18 protein-coding genes and 1 riboswitch are annotated in these 15,263 nt (G+C 66.7%); all 18 genes read left to right on the forward strand.

Annotated elements, in window-relative coordinates; translation table 11 throughout:
* The first annotated feature begins 2 nt into the window (after positions 1-2).
* The 18 genes from cobJ to ACTNBK_RS03215 all read left to right on the forward strand — a co-directional run bounded on the left by cobJ (position 3) and on the right by ACTNBK_RS03215 (position 15,263).
* Complete coding sequence (gene cobJ / locus ACTNBK_RS03130; protein ID WP_441143513.1) at positions 3-740, forward strand: precorrin-3B C(17)-methyltransferase; 738 nt, start codon at positions 3-5, stop codon at positions 738-740.
* 2 nt (positions 741-742) lie between these two features.
* Positions 743-1,483: a precorrin-6A reductase gene (cobK, locus tag ACTNBK_RS03135; protein ID WP_441143515.1), complete on the forward strand. Its 741-nt coding sequence runs from the start codon at positions 743-745 to the stop codon at positions 1,481-1,483.
* On the forward strand, positions 1,480-2,679 hold the full coding sequence (cbiE, locus tag ACTNBK_RS03140) for a precorrin-6y C5,15-methyltransferase (decarboxylating) subunit CbiE (protein WP_441143517.1): 1,200 nt from the start codon (positions 1,480-1,482) through the stop codon (positions 2,677-2,679). Before cobK ends, cbiE begins: the two co-directional genes overlap by 4 nt.
* Complete coding sequence (locus ACTNBK_RS03145) at positions 2,669-4,042, forward strand: cobyrinate a,c-diamide synthase (RefSeq protein WP_441143519.1); 1,374 nt, start codon at positions 2,669-2,671, stop codon at positions 4,040-4,042. The genes cbiE and ACTNBK_RS03145 overlap by 11 nt, the downstream gene beginning before the upstream one ends.
* A 3-nt stretch (positions 4,043-4,045) precedes the next feature.
* Positions 4,046-5,104 carry a nicotinate-nucleotide--dimethylbenzimidazole phosphoribosyltransferase gene (gene cobT, locus ACTNBK_RS03150; RefSeq protein ID WP_441143521.1) on the forward strand — a complete coding sequence of 353 codons (1,059 nt, stop codon included), beginning with the start codon at positions 4,046-4,048 and terminating at the stop codon, positions 5,102-5,104.
* 22 nt (positions 5,105-5,126) lie between these two features.
* Positions 5,127-5,642, forward strand: a complete 516-nt coding sequence (locus ACTNBK_RS03155) for a bifunctional adenosylcobinamide kinase/adenosylcobinamide-phosphate guanylyltransferase (protein ID WP_441143523.1) — start codon at positions 5,127-5,129, stop codon at positions 5,640-5,642.
* Between the two features lie 4 nt (positions 5,643-5,646).
* A complete protein-coding gene (locus ACTNBK_RS03160; protein WP_441143525.1) occupies positions 5,647-6,417 on the forward strand; it encodes an adenosylcobinamide-GDP ribazoletransferase in 771 nt (256 codons plus the stop codon).
* The gene (locus tag ACTNBK_RS03165; RefSeq protein WP_441143527.1) at positions 6,414-6,782 is read left to right on the forward strand and encodes a bifunctional adenosylcobinamide kinase/adenosylcobinamide-phosphate guanylyltransferase; all 369 of its coding nucleotides are present in this window, start codon (positions 6,414-6,416) and stop codon (positions 6,780-6,782) included. The genes ACTNBK_RS03160 and ACTNBK_RS03165 overlap by 4 nt, the downstream gene beginning before the upstream one ends.
* Positions 6,773-7,357 carry a histidine phosphatase family protein gene (locus ACTNBK_RS03170; protein ID WP_441143529.1) on the forward strand — a complete coding sequence of 195 codons (585 nt, stop codon included), beginning with the start codon at positions 6,773-6,775 and terminating at the stop codon, positions 7,355-7,357. Before ACTNBK_RS03165 ends, ACTNBK_RS03170 begins: the two co-directional genes overlap by 10 nt.
* A complete protein-coding gene (cbiB, locus tag ACTNBK_RS03175; protein ID WP_441143531.1) occupies positions 7,354-8,328 on the forward strand; it encodes an adenosylcobinamide-phosphate synthase CbiB in 975 nt (324 codons plus the stop codon). Before ACTNBK_RS03170 ends, cbiB begins: the two co-directional genes overlap by 4 nt.
* 25 nt (positions 8,329-8,353) lie before the next feature.
* Complete coding sequence (cobD, locus tag ACTNBK_RS03180; protein WP_441143533.1) at positions 8,354-9,412, forward strand: threonine-phosphate decarboxylase CobD; 1,059 nt, start codon at positions 8,354-8,356, stop codon at positions 9,410-9,412.
* Positions 9,413-10,915 (forward strand): cobyric acid synthase, encoded by a 1,503-nt coding sequence (locus tag ACTNBK_RS03185; protein ID WP_441143535.1) that lies wholly within the window; start codon positions 9,413-9,415, stop codon positions 10,913-10,915.
* Between the two features lie 4 nt (positions 10,916-10,919).
* Complete coding sequence (locus tag ACTNBK_RS03190; protein ID WP_441143537.1) at positions 10,920-11,564, forward strand: precorrin-8X methylmutase; 645 nt, start codon at positions 10,920-10,922, stop codon at positions 11,562-11,564.
* A 20-nt stretch (positions 11,565-11,584) separates the two neighbouring features.
* Complete coding sequence (locus tag ACTNBK_RS03195) at positions 11,585-12,373, forward strand: sirohydrochlorin cobaltochelatase (RefSeq protein WP_441143539.1); 789 nt, start codon at positions 11,585-11,587, stop codon at positions 12,371-12,373.
* Between the two features lie 18 nt (positions 12,374-12,391).
* A riboswitch (cobalamin riboswitch) is annotated at positions 12,392-12,582 on the forward strand.
* Between the two features lie 29 nt (positions 12,583-12,611).
* The gene (locus tag ACTNBK_RS03200) at positions 12,612-13,328 is read left to right on the forward strand and encodes an energy-coupling factor ABC transporter permease (RefSeq protein WP_441143541.1); all 717 of its coding nucleotides are present in this window, start codon (positions 12,612-12,614) and stop codon (positions 13,326-13,328) included.
* Positions 13,329-13,342: 14 nt separating this feature from the next.
* Positions 13,343-13,636 (forward strand): energy-coupling factor ABC transporter substrate-binding protein, encoded by a 294-nt coding sequence (locus ACTNBK_RS03205; RefSeq protein ID WP_441143543.1) that lies wholly within the window; start codon positions 13,343-13,345, stop codon positions 13,634-13,636.
* A 2-nt stretch (positions 13,637-13,638) separates the two neighbouring features.
* Positions 13,639-14,421: a cobalt ECF transporter T component CbiQ gene (gene cbiQ / locus ACTNBK_RS03210; protein ID WP_441143545.1), complete on the forward strand. Its 783-nt coding sequence runs from the start codon at positions 13,639-13,641 to the stop codon at positions 14,419-14,421.
* Entirely contained in the window at positions 14,418-15,263 is an 846-nt protein-coding gene (locus tag ACTNBK_RS03215; protein WP_441143547.1) for an ATP-binding cassette domain-containing protein, read from the forward strand. Before cbiQ ends, ACTNBK_RS03215 begins: the two co-directional genes overlap by 4 nt.

Raw genomic sequence — 15,263 nt, forward strand, 5'->3', positions numbered from 1 at the left:
TCATGCGAGTGACAGTCGTGGGCCTGGGGCCCGGCGCCGGCCGGGACCTGACGGGCCGTGCCCGGGAGGCCCTGGAGCGGGCCGACCTCATCGTGGGCTATACCGCCTACATCGCCCTCATCCGCGAGGAGTTCCCCGAGAAAGAGATGATGTCCACCGGTATGCGCCGTGAGGTGGACCGCTGCCGTGCGGCGGTGGAGGCGGCGGTGTCCGGCCGGGACGTGGCCATGGTGTGCTCCGGCGACTCCGGCATCTACGGTATGGCGGGCCTCATCTATGAGGTGGCCCAGGAGTATCCTTCCATCGAGATCGAGGTGGTGCCCGGCATCACCGCCGCCTGCGGCGGCGCCGCCGTGCTGGGCGCCCCCCTGACCCACGACTTTGCCGTGGTCTCCCTCTCCGACCTGCTGACTCCCTGGGACAAGATCGCCCTGCGGCTGGAATGTGCCGCTAAGGGCGACTTCGTCCTGTGCCTCTACAATCCTGCCAGCCACAGCCGCCCCGACCATCTGAAGCGGGCCTGCGACATCCTGATGGCGGCGGGGAAGTCCCCGGACACCATCTGCGGCTATGTGCAGAACATCGGCCGGGAGGGGGAGCAGGGGAACATCACCACCTTGGGCGCCTTGCGGGATACCCAGGTGGATATGTTCACCACCGTCTTTATCGGCAGCAGCCAGACCAAACTGCTGGGCGGCAAGATGGTGACCCCCAGAGGCTACCTCCAGCGGGAGGGCTGAGGATGAAGATCCTGCTCTTCGGCGGCACCGGCGAGGGCCGGGCGCTGGCCGAGTGGATGCTCGCCCAGGGGCTGGACGCCACGGTGTGCGTGGCCACCGAGTACGGCGAGACCCTCCTGCCCGAAGGAATGAAGGTCCACGTGGGGCGGCTGGACGCCGGTGAGATGGAGGCCCTCATGGCCGACGGCTACACTCTGGTCATCGACGCCACCCACCCCTACGCCGTGGAGGTGACCAAGAACATCCGAACGGCTGCCGACTGCGCCGGCCTGCCCTGCCTGCGGTTGCTGCGGCAGTCCGATGAGGAGGACGGGTGCCGGAAGATGCCGGACATAGCGGCGGGGGCGGACCTGCTGGAGAGGCTGCCAGGGAACGTGCTTCTCACCACGGGGAGCAAGGAGCTGGACCACTTTGCCCGGCCGGGTCTCCGGGAGCGCTGCTTTCCCCGGGTGCTGCCCATGGCGGACTCCCTGGAGCGGTGCCTGGCACTGGGCTTCCCGCCCAAAAACATCATCTGTATGCAGGGGCCCTTTACCAAAGAGATGAACGTGGCCACCCTGCACCAGTACCACATCGATATTCTGGTGACCAAGGACACCGGGGGCTACGGCGGCTTCCGGGCCAAGGCGGAGGCCGCTAAAGAGGCGGGCTGCGCCCTCCTGGTGGTGGAGCGGCCCCAGACCGAGACGGGGCTCACCCTGGAGGAAATTCAGCGGCAGCTGCTGGGGGAGGAAGAGGCATGAAGATCTATCTCATCGGCGTGGGCATGGGCAACCCGGACACCCTGACCCTGGCGGCCCGGAAGGCCATCGACGCCTGTCCGGTGCTCATCGGCGCCCCTAGGCTCCTGGAGCCCTGGGGGGAGGGACATACCTGCGTGCCCCTCATCGCCGCCGACGATATCGCCCGCCGCATCGGGGAGGAGCAGGAGAACGTGGCTGTCCTCCTCTCCGGCGACACCGGCTTTTACAGCGGGGCCAAGAAGCTCTGGAAGCTCTTGGAGGGCCGGGAGGTGGAGACCATCCCCGGTATCTCCTCCCTCTCCTATTTCTGCGCCAGGCTCCGCACCTCCTGGCAGGACGCCCACATCGTCAGCGCCCACGGCCGCAGCCACAACGCCGTGGGGGAAATCCAGAAAAATGCCAAGACCTTCGCCCTCACCGGTGGGGCCACCAAGGCGGAGGACATCTGTAAGGAGTTGGTCCGCCGGGGCCTGGGTGACGTCCGGGTGTCGGTGGGGGAGCGGCTGAGCTACCCCAACGAGCGCATCGTCACCGGCACGGCGGCGGAGCTGGCGGAGGAGACCTTTGAAGATCTCTCCGTGCTGCTGGCTGAGAACCCCGAGCCGGTGGGCCGGCCCTGGAACAGCCCCGGCCTCCCCGACGAGGTATTCCAGCGGGGAGCCGTCCCCATGACCAAAGAGGAGGTCCGGGCTATCTCTGTGTGCAAGCTGCGGCTCCAGCCCCACCACGTGGTGTGGGACGTGGGGGCGGGCACCGGCTCGGTCTCCCTGGAGTGCGCCCTGGCCTGCCCCGCCGGACAGGTCTTTGCCATTGAAAAGAACCCCGAGGCGGTGTCCCTTCTGGAGGAGAACAAGGCCCGTCTGGGGGCGTCCAACCTCACCATCGTTCCGGGCACCGCCCCGGCGGCCCTGGAGGACCTGCCCGCCCCTGACCGGGTCTTCCTGGGGGGGACCTCTGGAAACCTGGACGACATTCTGATGATGATTTTTGAAAAAAATCCCGCCGCCCGGGTGGTGTGCACCGCCGTCACCCTGGAGACGGTGGGGGAGGCCGCCCGGCTCTTCGCCCATCTGGTGGAGGCGGATATGGTGCAGCTGTCGGTGACCCGGACCCGGAAGGCGGGGCGGTATCACCTGATGGACGCCCAGAACCCTGTGTGGATCTTCAGCGGGGAGGGGAAGGGCCATGACGCGTAAGGTGCCCCGCCTTCTCCTCTGCGCTCCGGCCAGCGGCGGGGGCAAGACCACGATTACCTGCGCCCTCCTCCAGGCTCTGGTGGACCGGGGAGCGGCGCCGGTGGCCTACAAGTGCGGCCCCGACTACATTGACCCCATGTTCCACAGCGAGGTCATCGGCGCCAAGAGCCGCAATCTGGACCTCTTCCTCATGGGGGAGGCCACCGTCCGCCGGAGTTTGCTGGAGAATACCCCCGACGCTTCCACGGCGGTCATCGAGGGGGTCATGGGCTACTACGACGGCATCGCCATGTCCTCCCAGGCCAGCGCCTACGACCTGGCCAGGACCACGGAGACCCCGGCGGTGCTGGTGGCCGACGCCCGGGGACGGGCCCTCACCGCCGCCGCCCTGGTGAAGGGCATGGCGTCCTTCCGGCCCGACGCCAACATCCGGGGCGTCATCCTCAACCGCTGCCCCCCCATGATGTATGGCCGATTGAAGGAGACCATCGAGACGGAGACCGGCGTGCGGGTATACGGCTATCTCCCCAACCTGCCGGAGGTGGCGCTGGAGAGCCGCCACCTGGGTCTGGTCACCGCCGCCGAGGTGGGGGATCTGAGGCAAAAGCTCCACCGTATGGCGGAGCAGGCCGAACAGACCATCGATATCGACGGCCTACTGGCCCTGGCGGCCTCCGCCCCAGCGCTGGAGGCGCCGGAGCGGCCGGCGGTGTCTATTTCCCGGGAAAGGCCGGTCATTGCCCTGGCCCGGGACAAGGCCTTTTGCTTCTACTACGCCGATGGCCTTTCTGAGCTGGTGCGCCAGGGGGCGGAGCTGGCGGAGTTCTCTCCGCTGGAGGATGAAAGATTGCCCGAGGGCTGTTCCGGCCTCTACCTGGGAGGCGGCTACCCGGAGGTCTACGCCAAGGAACTGGCCCGAAATACCGCCCTGCTGGGGGAAATCCGGGAAAAGATCCTCCACGGCCTGCCCACAGTGGCTGAGTGCGGCGGCTTCCTCTATTTGCAAAAGCAGCTTTCCGATGCCGACGGGAGCTACGATTGGGAGATGGCGGGGGTCTTCTCCGGAAAGGCCGCCAACACCGGCAAGCTGAGCCGGTTCGGCTACATCGGGATGACCGCCCGCACCGACGGGCTGCTGTGCGGGGCGGGGGAGACCCTACACGCCCACGAGTTCCACTACTGGGACAGCACCACGCCGGGGGGCGACTTCCGGGCTCAAAAGCCTCTGAGCGACCGTGGCTGGGACTGCGCCTGGCATACGCCCACCCTCTATGCGGGATTTCCCCATGTGCATTTCAGCGGCTGCCCCCAGGCCGCACGGCGGTTCATGGAGGCATGCGCACGCTATCAAAGGGAGGAATAAGGTATGGACTTGCAGGAGATCGTGGCCGGGATCGGACCGGTGGATGAGAAGGCTATGGCGGAGGCCCAGCGGCGGTGGGACTCCATCGCCCACCCCCTGAACAGCCTGGGGATGTTGGAGCGGGACATTATCCGCATCGCCGGCATCACCGGGGACCCCAACGTGGACCTCTCCAAGAAGGCGGTGGTGGCCATGTGCGCCGACAACGGTGTGGTGGCCGAGGGAGTCACCCAGACCGGCCAGGACGTCACCGCCATCGTCACCGAGAACATGTCCAAGGGGGATACCTCCGTGTGCTGCATGGCCCGGGTGGCCGGAGCCGAGGTCATCCCGGTGGACATTGGGGTGGCCCGGCCGGTAGTGGGGGAGCGCATCCGCCAGTGCTGCATCCGCCGGGGCACCGCCAACATGACCAAGGGCCCCGCCATGACCCGGGAGGAGGCCGCCAAGGCCGTCATGACCGGCGTGGAGCTGGTGGGTGAACTGAAGGAGAAGGGGGTCCGCCTCCTGGCCACCGGCGAGATGGGCATCGGCAACACCACCACCTCCAGCGCCATCGTCTCGGTGCTGCTGGGGAAGGACCCGGCGGAAGTCACCGGCCGCGGCGCCGGCCTCACCTCGGAGGGCCTGGAGCGGAAGATCCGCGCCATCGAGACCGCCATCGCCGTCAATCGGCCCGACCCCGCCGACGGCCTGGACGTCCTCCACAAGGTGGGCGGTCTGGACATCGCCGGTCTGGCCGGTGTCTTCCTGGGCGGTGCCTACTACCGCATCCCCGTGCTGGTGGACGGCTTCATCTCCTCCGCCGCCGCCCTGACGGCGGCGGCCATCTGCCCGACTGCCAAGGACTACATGCTGGCCAGCCACGCCTCCAACGAGCCCGCCGGGCGCATGGTGCTGGAGGCCCTTGGGCTGGTGCCCTTCCTCCACGCTGGCATGTGCCTGGGTGAGGGCACCGGCGCGGTGGCCGTCATGCCCCTGCTGGAGATGGGGGCGGCGGTCTACCGGGAGATGTGCACCTTCGAGGCCACCGACATCGAGGCCTACGAGCATCTTACTTAATGAGAAAAAGGGAGGACGCCTCATGCTGATCCTGGTCTCCGGCGGCTCTGCCAGTGGAAAATCCAAATATGCGGAGGACCTGGTGGTGCAGGCGCCGCCGGGGGAGCGGGTCTACGTGGCCACCATGCAGGTCTGGGATGAAGAGAGCCGCCGCCGGGTGGAGCGCCACCGGGCCATGCGGGCGGGGAAGGGCTTCCGCACCGAGGAGCGGTCCGTCCATCTCGACCACATGCCGGTGCCCGCCGGGGCGGTGGTGCTGCTGGAGGACCTCTCCAACCTGACTGCCAACGAGTGGTTCGGGCCGGAGGGGAGAGAAGGTGCCGAGGAGCGGGTCCTCGCCGGTGTCCGGAAGCTGAAGGCGGGGAGCGCCTGCACGGTGGTGGTCACCAATGAGCTCTTCTCCGACGGTATTCGCTACGATCAGGAGACGGCGGACTACCTCTCCGCCCTGGCCCGGCTCAATGTGGCCGTGGCTGCGGAGGCCGACCGGGTCTATGAGGTGGTCTGCGGCATCCCGGTCTGCTGGAAGGGGGCGTAAAGACATGTTCCGTTCGCTGTGCATCGCCGTGGCCATGTACTCTAAGCTCCCCGCCCCCAGGGTGGACTGGGACAAGAAGAGCCTCTCCTGGGCCATGTGCTTTTTCCCGGTGGTGGGGGTGGTCATTGCCCTGCTGCTGGGCCTCTGGCTCAACCTCTGCCACTGGCTGGACTTCGGGACCTTTCTACGCTCCGCCGTGGCCCTCCTCCTGCCCATCGCGGTGAGCGGGGCCATCCACCTGGACGGTTTCTGCGACACCTCCGATGCCCTGGGCTCCCACCAGAGCCGGGAGAAGAAGCTGGAGATTTTAAAGGACTCCCACACCGGGGCCTTTGCCATCATCTGCTGCTGTCTCTACCTCATTTTCTTCTTTGCCGTCTGGTGCGAGGTGGAGCCGGAGGATGAAGCTTTGTGGGTTCTGGCCCTGGGACCCGTACTGTCCCGGAGCCTTTCGGGGCTGGCCGCCGTGAGCTGGCCCAACGCCCGGGGCAGTGGCCTCCTGGCCACCTTTATCCAGCCCATGGACGCCGTCAAGGCCCGGGTGGTGCTGCTGGTGTGGGTGGCGGTGAGTGCCGCTGCCATGATCGCCCTGGACCCGGCCACCGGCATTGCCGCCGTGGCGGGGGCCGGGCTCTCCTTCCTCTATTATTTCGTCATGTCCCGCCGGCAGTTCGGCGGCATTACCGGAGATCTGGCGGGCTTCTTCCTCCAGGTCTGTGAGTGCGCTATGGTCCTCGCAGTGGTCCTGGCGCAGCGTCTGGAGGCATTGTTATGATTCTGCTCATCGGCGGCACCGGCCAGGGAAAGCTGGCCTACGCGCTGAAAAAGACCGGCTTGGAGCCGGAGGCCGTGGCCCATGACCCGGCATCCGCCCGTACCAAACCTATCTTCGACGGCCTGGCTGCCTGGGTCCGTAGCCACCCCGATGAGGGGATCGGGGATCTGCTGGAGGTCAATCCCGGCGTGGTCATTCTCTGTGACGAGGTGGGCTGCGGTGTGGTGCCGGTGGACCCAGCGGAGCGGGCCTGGCGGGAGGAAGTGGGCCGCCTGTGCTGCGACCTGGCCCAAAAGGCGGAGCGGGTGGAGCGGATCTTCTGCGGTCTGGGCATGGTATTGAAGGGGGAAGGAACATGGAAGTGATCCTGGTACGCCACGGCATCACAGAGGGGAACAAGGAAAAGCGCTTTGTGGGGCGGCTGGACGTGCCTCTGGCGCCGGAGGGGGAGGCCATGGCCAGGGAGACGGCCCCCCTCATGCCGGAGGTGGAGCACCTCTATGTGAGCCCCATGCTCCGCTGCCGACAGACGGCCGACCTGCTGTGGCCCGGCGTGCCCCGGACCATTGTTGAGGACCTGCGGGAGACGGATTTCGGCATTTTCGAGGGGAAAAACCATGCCGAGCTCCAGGACGACCCCGCCTACCAGCGGTGGCTTGCCGGCGAGATGGTGGTGGGAGAGCCGGCGGAGGACTGTGCCCGTCGGGGCGCCCGTGCCCTGGCCTTTGTGGGCAAGGACGCCGCTGAGCACGGCTATGAGCACGTGGGCGTGGTCTCCCACGGGGGGCTGCTGATGGGCATGCTCACCCTCTGCGGCCGCCCGGCCCGGAAGGGCTTTTACGACTGGTTCCCCCAGAACTGCGGCGGCTACCGGGGGGAGCTCACCCTGGACCCCTTGGAGTACCACGTCACCGGCACCGTGGGGAGGACCAAGGCATGACCCTTACCTTGCGGCTTTTCGCCCTGCTTTTGGGTTTTTGCCTGGATCTCCTCTTTGGTGACCCCCATTGGATGCCCCACCCGGTTCGGGCCATGGGTGCCCTTATCGCCGGACTGGAAAAGCCCCTGCGGGCAGTCTTTCCCAAGACCCCGAAGGGGGAGCTTATCGCCGGAGGATTTCTCGTGGTGCTGACGGCTGGCATCTCCACAGGCGCGGCGGTGCTGCTGCTGTGGCTGTGTGCCCAGATTCACCCCTGGCTTGCCTTCGCTGCCGAGGCCTTGCTGTGCTACCAGCTCCTGGCGGCCCGGTCCCTGCGGGACGAGAGTGTGAAAGTCTACAAGGCCCTCCGGGACGGTACCCTGGACGACGCCCGGAAAGCGGTGTCCATGATCGTGGGCCGGGATACCGACCGGCTGGACGAGACTGGAGTGGCCAAGGCGGCGGTGGAGACGGTGGCGGAGAACGCCTCCGACGGCGTCATCGCGCCCCTCCTGTTCCTGGCCATTGGCGGCGCCCCTCTGGGGGTGCTCTATAAGTCCATCAACACCATGGACTCCATGGTGGGATACAAAAACGATCAATACCTGTACTTCGGTCGGGCGGCGGCCAAGCTGGACGACCTGGTGAACTTCATCCCCGCCCGTCTGGCGGGCATCCTGCTGTGTCTGGCGGCCAGGCCCGCCGGCTTTGACGGAAAGAACGCCTGGCGGATCTTCTGGAGGGACCGGAAGAACCACAAGAGCCCCAACTCCGCCCACACTGAGGCGGCGGCGGCGGGGGCCCTGGACGTGCAGCTGGCGGGGAGCAACTACTACTTCGGCAAGCTGGTGGTCAAGCCCACCATCGGCGACCCGCTGCGGCCGGTGGAGCCGGCGGACATTCTGCGCTGCAACCGGCTCATGTACGCCGGGACCTTTCTGGCCATGGTGCTCTGCTGCGGCCTGCCCCTGGTGCTGAGCCTGGCCCTGTGACCCCTTGGAAAAGGAGGACGACCATTTGAAGGAATATACCCATGGCGGCGACATTGTAGGCGCCCGCGCGGTGTGGCAGGGGGAGTTGCTGGACTTCTCCGCCAATTTAAACCCTCTGGGTATGCCGGAGTCGGTCCGGAAGGCGACGGAGGACGCAGTCCGGGAGGCCATCCACTACCCCGACCCCCTGTGCAGAGCACTCTGTGCCGCCATTGCCCGGCGGGACAACGTGGCGCCGGAGCAAGTACTCTGTGGAAACGGCGCCGCCGATCTGGTCTTCCGGCTGGCCTTCTCCCAGCGTCCCCGCCGGGTGCTGGTCACCGCCCCCACCTTTTCCGAGTATCAGGATGCTGTTCAGGCCGCCGGTGGGGAGGTAGTCTACCACCGCCTGACACCGGAGAACAACTTTGATCTCACCGGGGCGGTGCTGGACGACCTGAATGACGAGTTGGACATGGCCTTTTTCTGCACCCCAAACAACCCTACTGGCCGCCTCATCGACCGGGACCTGATGCTGCGTATCCTGGAGCGGTGTCGGGAGAAAAACATCCGGGTGGTGGTGGACGAGTGCTTCCTCTCTCTGTCTGACCCGGGCGAGCAGGTAAGTCTGGCGGGAGAGCTTGAAAATTTCCCTAACCTGGTGCTACTTCGGGCCTTCACCAAGAGCTATGCCATGCCGGGACTGCGGCTGGGCTACTGCCTGAGCGCCGACGCCGCCCTGCTGGACGGGTTCTCTCGGTGCGCCCAGCCCTGGAGCGTATCCGGACCCGCCCAAGCTGCGGGCCTGGCCGCCCTGGCCGAGCCGGAGTACCCCGCCCGTGCCCGGCAGCTCATCGCCGTGGAGCGGGCCTGGCTCACCGACGCCCTCCGGGAGCTGGGATTCCAGGTTTTTCCCAGTCAGGTCAATTATATTCTCTTACGTGTGCCCGGGGTGGACGATCTGAAGGAGCGGCTGCTGGCCCACGGCGTGCTCATCCGCTCCTGCGCCAACTACGTGGGTCTGGAAAGCGATTATTACCGGGTAGCGGTGCGGCCCCACCGGGAGAACGAAGGGCTCATCGGAGCCATGAAGGAGGTGCTGTAAATGGCCAAGACCATCATGATCCAGGGCACCGCCTCCAACGCGGGCAAGAGCCTGCTGGCGGCGGGGCTGTGCCGGGTGTTCCGGCAGGATGGGCTGAAGGTGGCCCCCTTCAAGTCCCAGAATATGGCCCTCAACTCCTTTATCACCGCCGACGGCTTTGAGATGGGCCGGGCCCAGGTGGTCCAGGCCTACTGCGCCGGGGTAGCCCCTGATGTGCGGATGAACCCCATCCTTTTAAAGCCCACAAACGACACCGGGAGCCAGGTCATCGTCAACGGCGTCCCCCGGGGCACCATGGGGGCGGTGGACTACTTCCGCTACAAAAAGGCCCTCATCCCCGATATCATGGAGGCCTTCCACGGCCTTTCCGCCGAGTATGACGTCATCGTCATCGAGGGGGCGGGAAGCCCGGCGGAGATCAACCTGAAGCAGGACGACTTCGTCAACATGGGCATGGCCAAGCTGGCCAATGCTCCGGTGCTGCTGGCGGGGGATATTGACCGTGGGGGCGTCTTTGCCTCCCTCTATGGTACGGTAAAGCTGCTGGAGCCCGACGAGCAGGCCCGGATCAAGGGCCTCATCATCAACAAGTTCCGGGGGGACGTGGAGATCCTCCGCCCCGGACTCACCACCCTGGAGGAGCTCACCGGCAAGCCGGTGCTGGGCGTGGTGCCCATGCTGGACGTGGACATCGACGACGAGGACTCCCTCTCCTCCAAGCTCACCGGCGGGGAGCGGGTGGGGCGGTTGGACATCGCCGTCATCCGCCTGCCCCGACTCTCCAACTTCACCGACTTCAACCCCCTGGAGCGGATGGAGGGGGTGACGGTGCGGTACGTCTCCAACCCCGGCGAGCTGGGCCGCCCCGATCTCATCATCCTCCCCGGCACCAAGAGCACCATGGACGACCTGAAGTGGATGCGCCAGAACGGCCTGGAGGCCCTGGTGCTCAAGCACGCCGCCCGGGGCGGCGCGGTAGTGGGTATCTGCGGCGGCTACCAGATGCTGGGTCGGGTCCTCTCCGACCCTGACGGGGTGGAGAGCGGCGGCACCATGGCGGGTATGGGATTGTTGCCCACTGAGACCGTCTTCCTGGGGGAGAAGACCCGCACCCGGGTCAGCGGCGCCTTCCGCCGGGGCCAGGGCCTCTTCGCGGGCCTGGACGGGGTGCCCTTCCACGGCTACGAGATCCACATGGGGGAGACCACCTACCTGGAGGAGGCCGCCCCCCTCTCCCGGCTCACCTGCCTGGACGGAGTGGAGAAGCCGGACGGCGCCGCCCGGGGAAACGTGTGGGGCAGCTACGTCCACGGCATCTTTGACTCCGGGGCTTTTGCCCAGGAGCTGGTCAACGCCCTGCTGTCGGCCAAGGGGCTCTCCCCCGACGCCGCGGCGGTGGACTGGGAGACCTATCAGGAAGAGCAGTACGACAAGCTGGCGGCGGGTGTCCGGGCCAGTCTGGACATGGACCGGGTCTACCGGATTCTGAATGGCGAGGAATGAGCATATGAAAGTAGAATTGCAGCGGGTGGCCCCGGCGGAGATCGAGGCCCGGAGCATGGAGATCATCCAATCGGAGCTGGGAGAACGGACCTTCCCGGCGGAGGTACTGCCGGTAGTGAAGCGGGTCATCCACACCACGGCGGACTTCGACTATGCTGACAATCTGGTCTTTTCCCCCGGCGCGGTGGAGCAGGGCATCGCCGCCATCAAGGGCGGCTGCACCATCGTCACCGATACCCAGATGGCCCGGTCGGGCATCAACAAGCGGGTGCTGGAAAAGTTCGGCGGGGAGGCGGTGTGTTTCATGTCCGACCCCGACGTGGCCGCCGAGGCCAAGGAGCGGGGGGTCACCCGTGCGGTGGTCTCCATGGAGCGGGCCGCCAAACTGGACCGCACCTTGATCCTGGCCCTGGGCAACGCCCCCACCGCCCTGGTCCGGGCCTGTGAGCTGCTGGAGGAGGGGGCTATGAAGCCTGCCCTCATCATCGGCGCTCCGGTGGGCTTTGTGAATGTGGTGGAGAGCAAGGAGCTCCTCCTCACCGAGGATGTGCCCTATATCGTGGCCCGTGGGCGGAAGGGCGGCAGCAACGTGGCCGCCGCCATCTGCAACGCCATGCTGTACCTGGCCTCCGGCAACGCCCGGGAGTGACCGGGGGAGGGGAGACCACAATGACAGAGAAAGCGGTTTTGGTGGTGTCCTTCGGCACCACCCACCTGGATACCCTGGAAAAGACCATCCAGGCCATTGAGTGGGACATCGCCGGGCGGATGCCCGGCCGGGTCCAGCGCCGGGCCTTCACCAGCGGCATGATCCTGCGCCGCCTGGCCGACCGGGAGGGGTTATGCATCGACGACGTGCCCCACGCCCTGGAGCGGCTGGCGGGGGAGGGTTTTGCCGACGTGGTGCTCCAGCCCACCCACATCATGAACGGGGACGAGTTCGACAAGCTGTGCGCCCAGGCCGAGCCCTTCCGGGCGAAATTTGCCCGCATGTCCTTCGGCCGGCCCCTCCTCACCACGCTGGAGGACTACCGGGACCTGGCCGCCGCCCTGACGGAGCTTCTGCCGGAGGCGGAGGCGGACACCGCCCACGTCTTCATGGGCCATGGCACCGAGCACTATGCCAACGCCGCCTACTGCCAGCTGGAGTACATGCTCCACGACGGCGGGCGGACCGACGCGGTGCTGGGCACCGTGGAGGGCTATCCCGGCCTGGAGGAGGTCTTCCGGCGGCTGGGTGAGCGGGAAACCGTGAAGAAGGTGGTCCTCCACCCCCTGATGGTGGTGGCGGGGGACCACGCCAAGAACGACCTGGCCGGCGACGAGCCGGAGAGCTGGAAGAGCCAGCTGACGGAGCGGGGCTACCAGGTGTCCTGCGAGCTGAAGGGCCTGGGGGAGTATCCCCAGATCCGCGCCCTCTTCGTCCGACACGCCCTGGAGGCGGCAGAGGACCGTTGAGTCCGGGCACAGGCCCGTTCTCATAGTTCCGTACAGGGTGTCCCACGGGACCTAACAGGGAAGCTGGGTGAAAATCCCGCGCAGTCCCGCTGCCGTGAGAGGGGAGCCGCCCCGCAGATTTGCCACTGGGCCGGAGAAAGGAGGTCCGGGAAGGCGCGGGGACGGCGGTGAGCCTTGAGCCGGAAGACCTGCCCTGACGTATCCATCCTGCGAGAGACAGGAAAAAGGAGAGATCCCGATGAAGCAACGCAACTACACCAACGTGAGGCTCCTGGCGGCCATGGTGGCCGTGCTGGGCCTCAGCACCCTCAGCGCCTCGGCCATGCACATCGCAGAAGGCTACCTGCCCAAGACCTGGGCCTTTGGCTGGATGGCCGTCTGCGTCCCCTTCGTGGTGGCCGGTTTTCTGTCCATCCGGAAGAAGGTGGAGCGCAGCCCCAAGGCCAAGGTCCTGCTGGCCATGTGCGGCGCCTTCGCCTTTGTCCTCTCGGCCCTGAAGATCCCCTCGGTCACCGGCTCCTGCTCCCACCCCACCGGCGTGGGCCTGGGTGCCATCCTCTTTGGGCCCACCGCCACCACCATTCTGGGTCTCATCGTGCTGCTGTTCCAGGCCCTGCTCCTGGCCCACGGCGGTCTCACCACCCTGGGCGCCAACGTCTTCTCCATGGCCATCGTGGGGCCCATCGTGTCCTGGGCGGTCTATCAGGTCCTGAAGAAGGCGGGGGCCAAGCCGGCGGTGGCCGTGTTCTGCGCCGCCGCCCTGGGCGACCTGCTGACCTATGTGACCACCTCCTTCCAGCTGGGCGTGGTCTACGGGAACATCGCGGAGTATCTCACCATCTTCGCTGTGACCCAGATCCCTCTGGCCATCGCCGAGGGCCTCCTCACCGTGGTGGTCTTCAACGTGCTGGAGAAGTATTCCGCCGCCGAGCTCCATGAGCTCGCCGTGCTGTAAGGAGGGGAAACAACATGAAGGTATGGCAGAAAAACCTGATCCTCATCGGCCTTGTGATCGTGCTGGCGGCCTTCCCGCTGTGGTACTGCCGGGGTGCCGAGTTCGGCGGCGCCGACGGCATGGCGGGGGAGCTCATCGAGGAGACCAACCCCGACTATGAGCCCTGGTTCCAGCCCATCTTCGAGCCGGCCAGCGGCGAGGTGGAGTCCCTGCTCTTCGCCCTCCAGGCCGCCATCGGCTCGGGCATCGTCTGCTTTGTGCTGGGCCGGGTGACCGCCAAAAAGCCGGAGGATAAAAAGAAGGTGTGACCATGGGGACGGACCGATATGCCTATCTCTCCCGCCTCAGGCGGGTGGACCCGGTGGCCAAGGTGTGGGTCTCCCTGGCGGTACTGCTCCTCTGCCTCTTCAGCGAGAGCATCGCCGTGGGCCTTGTGACCCTTGTGGTCATGTGCGTCCTCAACGTGGCCCTGGGGGGACAGCGCCCCGGCACCGTCCTCCACTTCATGAAGGTGCCCCTGGCCTTCCTGGTCATCGGCTGCCTCACCATCGTCATCCGGCCACTGGGGGCGGAGGAGCCGGCCCTGGGGTCGGTGCTCCTCTTCGGACGGTTCCGCTGGGGCGTCTCCCGGCTGTACCTCCACACGGGCCTCATGGTCTTCTGCAAGGCCATGGGCGCCATTTCGGCCATGTATTTTCTGGCCCTCAACACCCCCATGACCGACCTCATCCTGGCCCTGGAGCGGCTCCATGTCCCCAAGCTGCTGGTGGAGCTCATGGAGCTCATCTACCGCTTTATCTTCGTCCTCATGGACACCGCCGGGCGCATCCGGGTGGCCCAGGAGTCCCGGCTGGGGTACGGCAGCTTCCGCAAGAGCCTGGACCACATGGGGGACCTGGTGTCCCTGGTCTTCCTCCGGGCCTGGCGGAAGGGGGACAAGGTCTATACCGCCCTGGAATCCCGGGGCTATGACGGCAGTCTCACCACCCTGTCCGCCGCCTACACCGGCGGCGGGCGGATGTATGCCTGGGGGGCAGCGGCAGCCGCCCTCCAGGTGGTGACCCTGCTGCTGGAAAGGAGGCTCCTCGCGTGAGCTATGCCATCGAGGCCCAGGACCTCTACTATACCTATGAGGACGGGACGGTGGCCTTGGACCACATCTCCCTCCGGGCGGAGCGGGGGAAGATCACCGGCATCCTGGGGGCCAACGGGGCGGGGAAGTCCACCCTCTTCCTCAACCTCAACGGCGTCCTCACCCCGAAAGCGGGGACGGTGACGGTGAACGGAAAGCGGGCGGTCTACGACCGCAAGGGTATCCGGGAGATCCGCCGCCAGGTGGGCATCGTCTTTCAGGACCCGGACGACCAGCTCTTCTCTGCCGACGTCTACCGGGACATCTCCTTCGGGGGGGTGAATCTGGGGCTGCCCGAGGAGGAGGTCCGCCGCCGGGTGGAGGCGGCCATGGAGCGCACCGGCGTGAGCGCCCTCCGTGACAAGCCCACCCACGCCCTGTCCTTCGGGCAGAAGAAGCGGGTGGCCATCGCCGGCGTGCTGGTGATGGAGCCCAGCGTCATGGTCCTGGATGAGCCCACCGCCGGTCTTGACCCCCAGGGAGTCAGCGACATCATGCACCTTCTGACCGAGCTGCGGGACAGTCTGGGCATGACCATCCTCATCGCCACCCACGACATGGACATCGTCCCCCTCTACTGCGATTATACCTACCTCCTGGGCGGGGGCAGGGTGATCCTGGAGGGGACGCCGGAGGCGCTCTTCGCCCAGCCCGAGGAGCTGCGGAAAAACCATCTGCGCCTGCCCCGGATCGCCCACCTCATGGAGATCCTGCGGGAGCGGGACGGGCTGGACACCACCCCCACCGCCGCCACCATCAGCGCGGCACGGCGGGAGATCAATCGACTGTTACAGGAGAAGTGA

Source organism: Intestinimonas sp. HCP28S3_D6, assembly GCF_052065695.1.
Lineage (GTDB): Bacteria > Bacillota > Clostridia > Oscillospirales > Oscillospiraceae > Intestinimonas.